A 12538-nucleotide genomic window follows, 5' to 3' on the forward strand; every position below is an offset into this window, starting at 1 on the left:
TTGGAATTGATCATCTAGCGGTCGGCAAGATGCTGTGGGAGTGGCTCACCGAGGACATCAGCCGGTGGATCACCGTGGACCTGTGGGGCCTGATAGCTGACCACCCGTGGTGGACCGGACTCATCGCCGCCAGCGTCCTGCCCGTGCTGCTCCTGCTGGGCAAGCGCCTGTCTTTGGCCGGGGGTGAAGCGATGGGCCCACGGCCAGCACCTCTACGACGTCCTCGGCATCCAAAGCACCACGCAGTAGCCCCACCCCAACCCGCGTCCTGCTGCCGGAACACCTACGTCGGCGGCCGCACATCATCACCAGCCGTATTCCTGCCTTCGTCCTCTCCCCGCCCGCGCAGCCCAGTCCTGCCGCGATCCCGGCCCGCTCCCCCGGCGTCAGATCCCGCTGGATCGCCCGGTGCAAGGTGGCCAGGGACGGCGGCGGAGCCGCGGGCGGGGACTGCCGGGCCGCGCGGGCCGTCAACTCTCGATGGACCGCCGCGACGCTGCCCTTCCACAACGCCAGCAGGCCGCACCACACCGGCACGTACCGTGTGGCGCGCCGCTTCTGTGGCAGCGTGGAGGTCAGGACGGACGCGGCGTCCACAGGCTTGGTCCCGACGCCAAGGACGTCGTGGACCAGGTCGGTGCGGGTCAGGCTGCGGTAGCCCAGGCCTGCGATATCGATGGCGTCGAACCGGCCGACGCCGAAGCCCACTCTTATACGCAAGGGTGCTCTACCTGCATCGTTACCGAGGCTTCGCACAACCGGACGAGGCTTCCCACCACGTCGTCGATCTCGCGGGCGCACCTTGCGTGGGACTCCTCTGGGACTTTCCTGGGACTTTCGGCTGCATCAACCGGTACGACAGTGAAAGAAGGGAAACACCATCTTCCCTGCTCAGAGGCCCCCTGTTGTCGGTCTGTGCAGGTGGCAGAGCTGCCGAGTCTCTTCCGCGACATCTAGCCCGACACGCTCCCGCCCCGGAACGACCGGGGCGGGGGCTTGCGTTCGCCGTGGGTGGGAGCAGACCGGCGGTATTCGGCCTTGTGGCGGATGAGGCTCGCTTCGAGCGGGGGCGGACCGGCAGAATCGGGCCTCACGTATGTGTCGAGGGGGCGGCGATGACAGTCGGAACAAACGCAGGTGTCGGTACGGCGGTCCCCGGGCTCGCCGGGGTTCCGCTGCTCGGGTCGCTCTTCGATCTGAAGTCGGACTCGCTCGGCACCTACCTGCGGGCCCAGCACCAGCACGGAGACGTCGTACGGATCACCGCCGGCCCGCCCGGGCTGCGCGCCGAGCTGTACTGCGTCTTCTCCGCGGAAGGCGCCCAGCAGGTCCTGGCTTCGGAGTCGGCCAACTTCCGCAAGGACAACTCCTTCTACCAGGAGGTCCGCGAGTCGTTCGGCAACGGCCTGCTGACCAGCCAGGACGAGGACTACCTGCGCCAGCGCCGGCTGGTGCAGCCGCTGTTCACCCGGCGCCGGGTGGACGGCTACGCGGGTGCGGTCGCCGCCGAGACGCAACTGACGCTCGACGCCTGGCGGGAGGCCGCCGCCGGTGACGGGGTCGTCGACGTCTCCGACGAGATGATGCACCTCGCGCTGCGCGCGGTGGCCCGCATCCTGTTCGGCACCGATGTGGACGCCGCCGTCGAGGTCGTGGACCGGTCCTTCCCGGTGATCACGGAGTACGTGCTGCGCCGCGGCTACTCCCCCGCCAACATCCCGCGCAGCTGGCCCACCCCGGGCAACAAGCGGGCGGCGGCCGCGCTGGACGAGCTGTACGAGGTGTGCGACAAGATCATCGCCGGGCGCCTCGGCGAGGCCGGCGGCGAGAGCAGCGGCGGCGGCGAGAGCAGCGGCGGCGGCGAGAGCAGCGGCGGCGGCGAGAGCAGCGGTGAGGCCCAGGGCCAGGATCTGCTGAGCCTGCTCGCCGGCGCCAAGAGCACGGACGACGCGGAGTTCGACGCCGTCGAGCTGCGCGAGCAGGTGCTGATCTTCCTGCTCGCCGGCCACGAGACGACGGCCACCTCACTGGCCTTCGCCCTGCACCTGCTGGCCCGCCACCCCGAGCAGCAGACCCGGGCCCGCGAGGAGATCTCCCGCGTGCTGGGCGACCGTACGCCCGAGGCCGCCGACCTGGACCGGCTCCCGTACCTCACCCAGGTGCTCAAGGAGGCGATGCGGCTCTATCCCGCGGCCCCGGTCATCGGCCGGCAGGCCGTCGCGGCCTCCGAGGTCGGGGGCCACACCATTCCGGCGGGCGCGGACGTGATCCTGGCGCCGTGGGTGACGCACCGCCACCCGGGCTACTGGCCGGACCCGGACCGCTTCGACCCGGACCGCTTCACTCCGGAGGCGGAGGCCGAGCGCCCCCGCTACGCCTGGTTCCCCTTCGGCGGCGGCCCGCGCGCGTGCATCGGCCAGCACTTCTCGATGCTGGAGTCGGTGATCGCGCTGGCGATGATCCTGCGCTCGTACGAATTCGAGGTCGTGGACGCTGATGTTCCGGTCAGCACCGGGATCACCCTGCGGGCCAACGGCCCGGCGCGCTGCCGGGTCCGGAGCCTGGGAGCCTGAGTTCCTGGGAGCCTGGGAGCCTGGGAGCCTGGGAGCCTGGGCCTGGGAGCCTGAACTACACCGACGTCGGGGTGTGGTTGCCCTGGAGCCGGGCGAGGTCCGAAGGGCGGACCTGGATGGCGAACAGCGCGATCACCGCCCCGACCAGCGTGAAACAGGCCGCCACGATGAAGGCCGCGCTCACGCCCGAGGTGAGCACCTGGTCGGCCCACGGCTTCGGGTACTGGTGCGTGCGCTCGAAGAAGGCCCGCTGCTCCGGAGTCGCCGTGCGGAGGAAGGACGCCGCCTGGTCCTTCGCCTCGTTGCGGCTGGCCGTACCGAAGACGGTGACCAGGATGGACAGGCCGAGCGAACCGCCCACCTGCTGCATCGTGTTCAGCAGCCCGGATGCCGCGCCGGACTCCCGGTCGGGAACGTTGGACAGCGCCATCAGGGTCAGCGAGACGAACTGCAGGCCCATGCCGAGGCCGAACACGAGTGTCGGGCCCAGGATGCTGCCCAGATACGTCGAGTGGATGTCGGTCTGCGTCAGCCACGCCAGTCCGACCGCCGTGCACAGCGCGCCCGCCACCATGAACGGCTTCGGCCCGTACTTCGGCAGCAGTTGCGAGGCGATTCCCGCACCGACCGCGACGACCCCGCTGATGGGCAGGAAGGCAAGGCCCGCCCGCAACGGGCTGAAGCCCAGCACGTTCTGCACGAACAGGGTCAGGAAGAAGAACATGCCGAAGATCGCACACGCGAGCATGAGCATGATCCCGTACGTCCCGGCCCGGTTACGGTCGGCGAACATGTGCAGCGGGGTGATCGGCTGCGGCGAGCGCTTCTCGTTCAGGATGAAGAGGGTCAGCAGGAGCACGGCGGCGGCGAAGGAGCCGAGGGTCAGCGGGTCGCGCCAGCCCTCCTGGGCCGCGCGGATGAAGCCGTAGACGAGCGCGACCATGCCGGCGGTGCCCAGCAGCGCGCCCATGAGGTCGAAGTGTCCGGGGTGGCGTTCGGACTCACGGATGACCTTCACGGCCGCCACGGCGATCAGCACGGCGATCGGGACGTTGACGAAGAGGACCCAGCGCCAGTTGAGCCATTCGACGAGAATGCCGCCCGCGAGCAGCCCGATCGCACCGCCGCCGGCGGACACCGCGGCGAACACGCCGAACGCCCGGTTGCGTGCCGGGCCTTCGCGGAAGGTCGTCGTGATCAGCGCGAGCGAGGTCGGGGAGGCAATGGCTCCGCCGACGCCCTGGAGGGCCCGGGCGCCCATCAACTGGCCCGCGTTCTGCGCGAGTCCGCCCAGCAGCGAGGCCAGGCCGAAGAGCAGCACGCCGAAGATGAAGACGCGCTTGCGGCCCAGGATGTCGCCGGTGCGGCCGCCGAGGAGCAGCAGCCCGCCGAAGGTGAGGGTGTAGGCGTTGACGACCCAGGACAGGCTCTCGGTGGAGAAGTCGAGCGCCGTCTGGATGTGCGGCAGCGCGATGTTCACGATGGTGATGTCGAGAACGACCATGAGTTGGCAGGAAGCGATGACGAAGAGGGCGACCCCGTTTCCGCTTCCTCGGACCTTGCCGTCGGTCCTGTTGCTGCTCGGCTCTAGGTTCGGGTCCACCTTTCCGACGCTAAGCCCGCACACCTAGGGTCACCACTCGAACAGCCTAGGCGATGTGATATTTCACATGTCACACTACGCGCATGGATGACTTCCTCAAGCTCTCCGCGAGCACCGCCCGGTTCACCTACGGCGCCCCGCGCGCGTTCTCGTTCGGGGACGACGGCCGGCTGCTCTGGTTCCTCCGCTCCACCGGCCCCACCGACGCCTACGACAGCCTCTGGGTCCTCGACACCGCCACCGGCACCGAAACCCGGCTCGCCGACCCGCGCGAACTGTGCCCCGAGCCGGGCCCCCTCCCCGTCGTCGAGCGCCGGCTGCGCGAGCGGACCCGGCTCGTCGCCGCCGGCATCGGCTCGTACGCCCTCTCCGGCGACGGCCGCAGCGCCGTCTTCCCGCTCTACGGACGGCTGTACGGGGTCACCTGCGACGGAAACGGGCAGCCCGCCGGGGAGCCCAGGGAGATCCCGGCCGCGGGACCCGCCTTCGACCCCCGCCCGAACGCCGACGGCACCCGCACCGCGTACGTCACGGGTGACGCTCTGTACACCGCCCCGGGCGGCCGGGTCAGCCCCGAGGACGGGGCCCGCTGGGGTGTCGCCGAGTTCGCCGCCGCCGAGGAGCTGGGCCGGGCCCGGGGCCACTGGTGGTCCCCCGACGGGGTTTCCCTGCTCGCCGCCCGGGTCGACGAGTCCGCGCTCCAGCGGCGCTGGTTCGCCGACCCCGCGCATCCGCAGCTGCCCGCCGAGGACTTCGCGTACCCGGAGGCGGGCGGGCCCAACGCCGAGGTCCAGTTGTGGGTGCTGCGCGAGGACGGGAGCCGGATCCGGCTCGACTGGGACGCCGAGGCCTACCCGTACGTGTCCGAGGCCGGCTGGGAGTCGGCCGACGAGATCCTGCTGACCGTGCAGGACCGGCTCCAGCAGAACGTGCTGCTGCTCTCCGCCGATCCGGCCACCGGCCGTACGCGGGAGCTGTCGCGCACGACGCACCACCAGTGGGTCGACCCGCTGGTGCCCGGCACCCCCGCCCGGCTCCCCGACGGGCGGATGCTCACCGCCGCCGACACCCCCGGCGGGGCCGCCCGCGGCCTCGCGGTGGACGGGAAGCTGCTCACCGGTGACGGGATACAGGTCCGTGGTGTGGCAGGGATCCACGGGGACGGGCTGCTGATCGAGGCCGGGCAGCGCGACCCCGCCGAGCAGCAGGTGCTGCTGCTGGACCCCTCGACGGGGGAGCTGACCCCGGTCGCCGAAGGGCCGGGGGTGCACACCGCACTCGCCTCGGCCGGGACCCTGCTGCTGACCTCCGCCGACGCCGACGGGATACGCCGGACCGTACGCACCGCCGACGGGAGGGAGTTCAGCCCCGCCGACCTCTCCGAGCCGCTGCCGTACCGGGTGGTCCCGGTGCTGGAGCGGGTCACCGAACACGGGATCCCCACGGCGGTCGTATGGCCGCGCGGCCATGTCCCCGGCCGGCGGCTGCCCGTACTGATGGACAGCTACGGCGGCCCCGGCTTCCAGGACGTCAGCGCCGAGCCGCGCCGCTGGCAGCACCGCCAGTGGTGGGCCGACCAGGGTTTCGCGGTGGTCACCGTCGACAACCGGGGCACCGCCTACGTCTCGCCCGCCCACAGCCACGCCATGTACCGCGGCTTCTCCGAGGTCACCCTGGAGGACCAGGTCGCGGCCCTGCACGCGCTCGCGGAACGGCACGGCGACCTCGACCTGGGCCGGGTCGGGGTGCGCGGCTGGTCGTACGGCGGCTACCTCTCCGCGCTGGCCGTGCTGCGCCGCCCGGACGTCTTCCACGCCGCGGCCGCCGGGGCCGCGCCGACCGACTTCCGGCACTACGACACGGCGTACACCGAGCGCTACCTGGGCCTGCCGCAGGAGCAGCCTGAGGTTTACGAGCGGGACTCCCTGATCCCGGACGCCCCGAAGCTGGCCCGCCCACTGCTGCTCGTCACCGGCCTGGCCGACGACAACGTCCACCCCTCCCACACCCTGCGCCTCTCCCAGGCCCTGACGGACGCGGGCCGCCCGCACCAGCTGCTGGCCCTGCCCGGCGTCACCCACATGACCCCGGGCGGGACCCGGGAGAAGGTGATGGCCCTGGAGCTGGAGTTCTTCCGCAAGGAGCTGGGGCTGTAGGTGCGAAGAACCCCGGAGCCGATCGTGTCGGCTCCGGGGTTCTCCATTCCCGGGGTCCCCGTCAGTCCCCCGGGAAGTGACAGGCCACCTCGCGTGAGGCGGCGATCCGCAGCGACGGCCGTTCCGTGCGGCAGATGTCCTGCGCCTTGGGGCACCTCGGGTGGAAGGTGCAGCCCGGAGGCGGGGCGGCCGGACTCGGCGGGTCGCCGAGCAGCACGATCCGCTCGCGCCGCCGCTCGGCCGCCGGGTCGGGCAGCGGAACGGCGGACAGCAGCGCCCGGGTGTACGGGTGCTGGGGGTTCTCGTACAGCGACTTCTGGTCGCCGATCTCCACTATCCGGCCGAGGTACATGACCGCGACCCGGTCGCTGACCCGCTTGACCACCGACAGGTCGTGCGCGATGAACACGTAGGCCAGGCCCAGTTCGACGCGCAGCCGCTCCATCAGGTTGACGATCTGGGCCTGTACGGATACGTCGAGCGCGGAAACCGGTTCGTCGGCGATGACCAGCCGGGGGCTGGTGGCGAGCGAGCGGGCGATGCCGATGCGCTGGGCCTGGCCACCGGAGAACTCGTGCGGGTAGCGGTCGATGTGCTCGGGGATCAGCCCCACGAGGTCCATCAGTTCGGCGGCCCGCCGGCGGGCGTCCCCCGCGGTCCAGCCCTGCACCAGCAGCGGATCGGAGATGATCCGGGCCACCGTCTGGCGGGGGTTGAGGGAGGAGTGCGGGTCCTGGAACACCATCTGGATGTGCCTGCGCAGTGGCCGCAGCGCCCCCTGGGACAGCCGGCTGATGTCCTTGCCGTCGAAGGTGACGCTTCCCGAGGTGGGTTCCAGCAGCCTGACGAGCATCCGGCCGGTGGTGGACTTCCCGCAGCCCGACTCGCCCACCAGGCCGAGGGTCTCGCCCGCCGCCAGGTCGAAGGACACCCCGTCGACGGCGCGCACGGGTGCCCCCCGGCGCCCGGTCACCGACCGCTTGCCGGGGAAGGTCATGGTCAGGTCGCGTACGGACAGCAGTGGCCGCGGCGTCTCACTGGGAGCGTCCGGGGCCGGGGCCGGCTCCGGAACGGGCTTCAGCTTGGTCATCGCGAGACCTCCCGGGCAGCGCCCGCGCCGTGCGCGGAGTCGGCCGGGGTGCCCGGACCGGCGAAATGGCAGGCCGCGTGGCGGGCGGCGCCGCCGTACGGCCTGAGCTCGGGCCGTACGCTCGCACAGCGCAGGCGGTCCTCCTCGGTGCGGGAGGCGGCCACCCGGCACCGAGGGGCGAACGCACACCCCGGGGCCGGGGCCAGCAGGGACGGCGGGGAGCCGGGGATGGCCCGCAGGGGCTCGTCGTCGGCGTCGTCCAGCCGGGGCAGGGAGTCCAGCAGGCCCCGGGTGTAGGGGTGGGCGGGGTCGGCGAACAGCTCGTCGGCCTGGGCCTGTTCGGCGGCCCGGCCCCCGTACATCACCAGCACCTCGTGGGCGACCCGGGCGATCACCCCGAGGTCGTGGGTGATCATCACGACGCCGAGACCGCGGTCCTGCTGCAAGCGGGCGATCAGCTCCAGGATCTGCGCCTGCACGGTGACGTCGAGGGCGGTGGTGGGCTCGTCGGCGATCAGCAGTTCCGGCTCGCAGGCCAGCGCCATCGCGATCATCGCGCGCTGGCGCATGCCGCCGGAGAACTGGTGCGGGTACTCCCCCGCCCGGCGGGCCGGTTCCGGGATGCCGACCTCGCCGAGCATGTCGACGGCCCGTTTCCGCGCGGCGGCCCGACCGGCCTTGAAGTGCACCCGGTAGTGCTCGGCGATCTGCTCGCCGACGGTGTAATACGGGTGCAGGCTGGACAGCGGGTCCTGGAAGATCATGGCCATTCTGCGGCCGCGGAGCTTCGACAGCTCCTTCTCCGACAGACCGGTGAGCTCCTGCCCGGCCAGCGCGATGGAGCCCTCGACCTCGGCGCCCCGGTGCAGGCCCATGACCGCGAGGGAGGTGACGGATTTGCCCGATCCGGACTCCCCGACGATGCCGAGGGTGCGCCCGGCCTCGACGGTGAAGCCGAGCGAGTCGACGGCCCGTACCGAGCCGCGCGGGGTGGTGAACGTGACCCGCAGGTCGCGTACTTGGAGCAGCGGGGCTTCGGGCTGCGGCGGCGGCGTGGTCATCAGTACCTCACCCTCGGGTCGATGACGGCGTACAGGAGGTCGACCGCGAGATTGGCGACGACGATGAAGAAGGCGGCGAGCAGGGTGACCCCGAGGACGACCGGCTGGTCGGAGCTGACGAGGGCCCCGTAGAACAGCCGCCCGATGCCCGGGAGTCCGAAGATGGACTCGGTGATGACGGCTCCGGCGAGGAGGCCGCCGAGGTCCATGCCGAAGATGGTGAGGATCGGGGTCATACCGGAGCGCAGTCCGTGCTTGACCACGACGGTGCGTTCGGGCATGCCCTTGGCGCGGGCGGTGCGGATGTACGGCTCGGCCATCGCCTCGATCATCGAACCGCGGCTCTGGCGGGCGTACATGGCGGCGTACAGCAGGGCGAGCGCGGTCCAGGGCAGCAGCAGGTTGGAGGCCCAGCCGAGCGGGTTGTCGGTGAAGGCCTGATACGTCGGGTACGGCAGGAGTCCGGCGGTGCGGATGACCCCGTAGATCAGCATGACGGAGGTGAAGTAGACGGGCAGCGAGGCGGCGGCGACCGAGCCGACCATCAGGACCTTGTCGGTGACGGTGTCCTTGCGCAGCGCGGCGGTGACGCCGGCGCCGAGGCCGAGGACCAGCCAGAGGGCGGCCGCGCCGACGGCGAGGGAGGCGGAGACCGGCAGCCGGTCCATCAGCAGGTCCCACACGGGCAGGGAGTTCTCGTAGGAGTAGCCCAGGCAGGGGAAGTCGCACTGGACGGCGTACTGGCCGGTGCCGAGGGTGCGGCCGGTGAAGATGCCGGTGAGGAAGTCGGTGAACTGCCGCCACAGCGGCTGGTCGAGGCCGAGGTACGCGCGGACGTCGGCGAGCCGTTCGGCGCTGCACGTCTTGCCGCAGGCGGCCGCGGCCGGGTCGGAGGGCAGGACGTAGAAGATGAGGAAGGTGACGGCGGCGATGGCGAGGAGCACGCCCGCGAGGGCGAGCAGCCGACGGGCCAGGTAGAGGATCACGTACGACCGCCCCTCGGGTCGAGGATGTCGCGCAGCGCGTCACCGAGCAGGGTGAAGGCGAGCACCGCCAGGAAGAGGAAGACGCTCGGGATGATGAAGTACATGGGGTCCGTCTCGTAGAAGGCGACGGACTCGGCGATCATCTGGCCCCAGGACGGGGTGGGCGGGCGGACGCCGACGCCGAGGTAGCTGAGGGCGGCCTCGGTGCTGATCATGCCGGGGATCAGCAGGGTGGTGTACGCGATGACCGGGCCGGAGACGCCGGGGAGGATGTCGCGGGTGAGGATCCGCCAGGCTCCGGCGCCGCCGACGCGGGCGGCGTCCACGTACTCGCGGTGTTTGAGGGAGAGGGTCTGGCCGCGGACCACGCGGGCGACTCCGGGCCAGCCGAAGAGGCCGATGACGGCGATCATGAGAACGATCCGGTTGACGTCCTTGGCCACGGAGAGCATCGCGATCATGAAGATCAGCGAGGGGAAGGACATGGTCAGGTCCATCAGGCGGGACAGGACCGCGTCGGTGCGTCCGCCGAAGTAGCCGGCGGCGATTCCGGCGGCGGTGCCCGTGATGACGACGATGGCGGTGGCGGCGAAGGCGATGAGGAGGGAGACCTGGGCGCCGTGCACGACGCGGGCGAACAGGTCGCGGCCGGTGACGGGTTCGACGCCGAGCCAGTGCTCGGGGCTGATCCCGCCGAGGGAGCCGAGCGGCTGGCCCCCGAGGTAGGGGTCGATGGCGGTCTTGTCGAACTCCTCGGGGGACCAGCCGCCGAGCGCCCCCAGCCAGGGGGCGGTGGCGGCCATCAGGACGAAGAGGAGGACGACGCCGAGGCTGACGCGGACGGCGGGGCGGCGGCGCAGTTCCCGCCGGGCGAGCTGCCAGGGGCTGCTGCCCGGGGGCGCCGGGGTCGGGGGGACGGCCTCGGCCTTGTCGCCCGCGTTGCCCTCCGCTGACGCGGTGGTGGGGGTGGTGGTCATGGTGTGATGCGCCCGGCCGGCCTCAGCCCTGGCTCTTCGAGGGGTCCTTGAGGCCGATGGTGGCGTAGTCGAGCTGGCCGACCCAGACGGGGTGACCGAAGGCGCCCGCGATGTTGGGGCCGACGAGCAGCGGCTTGCGTTCCAGCAGGACGGGGACGGCCGGGGACTTCTTCATGATCTCGGCGTCGAGGTCGATCCAGGCCTGGTTGGCCTGCTTGGCGTCGGCCATGGCGTTGATCTCGTCGATCCGCTTCATGGTCGCGTCGTCGCGGAACTGCGCGTAGTTGCCCTGGTTGCCCTTGTCCTTGACGGTGCGTCCGTCGAAGACGAAGGGGATCCAGGTGGACCCGGAGGGGTAGTCGGGGCACCAGCCGCTGAGCACCAGGTCGGGGGCGGTGGTGGTGTCGCCGATGACGTCGTAGTACGCGCCCGGGTCGACGGTGTCGATGACGACCTCGACGCCGGCGCGGGACAGGCCCTGCTGGATGGCCTCGGCCTTGCCCTTGTCGCCGGTGGACACGGTGAGGGAGACCTTCAGGGACTCCTTGCCGGTGGCCTTGAGCAGTTCCTTGGCCTTGGCTGGGTCGCCGGCCGGGGCGATCTTGAGGGTGTCGGCCTGCTTGCCGCCGGAGAGTGCCGGGGGCAGGTAGGCGGTGGCCACCTCGTTGAGGGCCGGGCCGCCGCCCGCGGTGACCACGGCCTCCTTGTCGAGGGCGTACTGCATGGCCTCGCGGACCTTGGGGTCGTCGAAGGGGGCGCGGGAGTTGTTCATCTGGAGCATCTCCGTGCAGCCCTGAGACTCCGCGAGCAGGCGCGCCTTGATGTCCGCCTTGGGCAGCACCTTGGGGGCGCTCTCGGGGCGCATGTCGAACCACTCGACGGCGGAGGCGTCGGCGCCCTCGCCGGCGATGACGCGGTCGTCGATCTGCCCGCCCTTGAGCCCCATGACGACGACGAACTTGTCGGGGTACGCCTTTCTGACGGTGTCCGTCTTGGCGTCCCAGTGCTCGTTGCGGACCAGGACCAGCTTCTTGTCGCGGTCGTACGACTCGATCTTGTACGGGCCGGAGGAGAACGGGCGGGCGTCGTACTGGGTGCCCTTCTCCTGGGCCTCCGGCACCGGAGCGAAGGTGGGGAGGGTCGTGGTGGCGGAGAACTCCGCGACGGGCCGCTTGAGTTCGAAGACGATGGTGCGGTCGTCGGGGGTCTTGACGGAGTCGAGGTGCTTGCCCTGGAGCGGGCCCTTGTAGCCCTCGGTGCCGGCCAGGTACTGGGCGGCGTAGTCGGGGCCGCCGGTGAGGTCGGGGGCGAACGAACGCTCGACGTTGTACTTGATGTCCTGGGCCTTGACGGGCGAGCCGTCCTCGTACTTCACGCCCTCCTTGAGGGTGAAGGTCCAGGTCTTCCCGCCGTTGGAGGGCGTGCCGAGGTCGGTGGCGAGGTCGGGCACGAGCTCGCTGCCGGCCTTGCCCGGCTCGGACTTGAAGGTGACGAGCGTGCGATAGAGCAGCCGGGTCCCGAAGTCCATCGTCGGCATGACCCAGTTGCGGGCGGGGTCGAGGTGGGCGAAGTCCTGGTTGGACAGGACGGTGAGCGTGCCGCCCTTGGCCGGGGTGCCGCCGAGGATCTTCCCGTCGTTGGCGGCGGCGGGGTTGGAGGCCCCCGCGCCTTTGGCGGAGCCCTTCTTGGTGTCGGAGCAGCCCGAGGCGCCGAGTGCGAGAGCTGCCACCAGGGCGGTGGCGAGGGCGAGTTGGGTGCGCTTGGTCATGGGTCACTCCAGTGAAGGGCCGCGCTCTACGATGTGACCGGTAACATAGTAATGTGAAATTGCACTGCACAAGAGGTAACACCCGCCGTTACCCAGCCGTGTCCGAATCCGGCCCGTGGAAGGCGACTTGACCCCATCGGGGGGCGAGGTGCCGGGCGGCCCCCGGTGCGACGAGCGGCCGCCCGCCACGTGGTGCTGGTGTGGCGGGCGGCCGTCGGGTTGCCGTGCGGGAGGGGGCGCCTAGCGGTACCAGGTCTGGCCGGGGTACGCGGGGTCAGCGGCATGTTCCCACTGCTGGGCGGGGGGTCTGTACGGTCAACGGTG

The 12538-nt window shown here is 71.2% G+C and carries 8 protein-coding genes; 2 read left to right on the forward strand and 6 right to left on the reverse strand.

The annotated features are described in order from the left end of the window. Window positions 1-1115 precede the first annotated feature (1115 nt). On the forward strand, window positions 1116-2573 hold the full coding sequence (locus J7I97_RS31110; RefSeq protein ID WP_214941616.1) for a cytochrome P450: 1458 nt from the start codon (window positions 1116-1118) through the stop codon (window positions 2571-2573). A gap of 55 nt (window positions 2574-2628) precedes the next feature. Here the strand turns inward: J7I97_RS31110 and J7I97_RS31115 are convergent, their stop codons facing one another. Then, window positions 2629-4176 (reverse strand): MFS transporter, encoded by a 1548-nt coding sequence (locus tag J7I97_RS31115; protein ID WP_214941619.1) that lies wholly within the window; start codon window positions 4174-4176, stop codon window positions 2629-2631. 83 nt (window positions 4177-4259) lie between these two features. Here J7I97_RS31115 and J7I97_RS31120 point away from each other — a divergent pair, with 83 nt between their 5' ends. Continuing rightward, window positions 4260-6332 (forward strand): prolyl oligopeptidase family serine peptidase, encoded by a 2073-nt coding sequence (locus J7I97_RS31120; RefSeq protein WP_214941622.1) that lies wholly within the window; start codon window positions 4260-4262, stop codon window positions 6330-6332. A gap of 61 nt (window positions 6333-6393) precedes the next feature. Here J7I97_RS31120 and J7I97_RS31125 read toward each other — a convergent pair whose 3' ends face one another. The 5 genes from J7I97_RS31125 to J7I97_RS31145 are packed head-to-tail and all read right to left on the reverse strand — an operon-like array spanning window position 6394 to window position 12214. Beyond that, window positions 6394-7413: an ABC transporter ATP-binding protein gene (locus tag J7I97_RS31125; RefSeq protein WP_374103779.1), complete on the reverse strand. Its 1020-nt coding sequence runs from the start codon at window positions 7411-7413 to the stop codon at window positions 6394-6396. A gap of 5 nt (window positions 7414-7418) precedes the next feature. Beyond that, on the reverse strand, window positions 7419-8483 hold the full coding sequence (locus tag J7I97_RS31130) for an ABC transporter ATP-binding protein (protein ID WP_214941625.1): 1065 nt from the start codon (window positions 8481-8483) through the stop codon (window positions 7419-7421). Beyond that, window positions 8483-9469 carry an ABC transporter permease gene (locus J7I97_RS31135; RefSeq protein ID WP_214941627.1) on the reverse strand — a complete coding sequence of 329 codons (987 nt, stop codon included), beginning with the start codon at window positions 9467-9469 and terminating at the stop codon, window positions 8483-8485. Before J7I97_RS31135 ends, J7I97_RS31130 begins: the two co-directional genes overlap by 1 nt. Beyond that, window positions 9466-10446: an ABC transporter permease gene (locus J7I97_RS31140; protein WP_214941630.1), complete on the reverse strand. Its 981-nt coding sequence runs from the start codon at window positions 10444-10446 to the stop codon at window positions 9466-9468. The genes J7I97_RS31135 and J7I97_RS31140 overlap by 4 nt, the downstream gene beginning before the upstream one ends. A 22-nt stretch (window positions 10447-10468) precedes the next feature. Continuing rightward, a complete protein-coding gene (locus J7I97_RS31145) occupies window positions 10469-12214 on the reverse strand; it encodes an ABC transporter substrate-binding protein (protein ID WP_214941632.1) in 1746 nt (581 codons plus the stop codon). Between the last annotated feature and the right edge of the window lie 324 nt (window positions 12215-12538).

Source organism: Streptomyces sp. ISL-87, assembly GCF_018614095.1.
GTDB lineage: Bacteria > Actinomycetota > Actinomycetes > Streptomycetales > Streptomycetaceae > Streptomyces.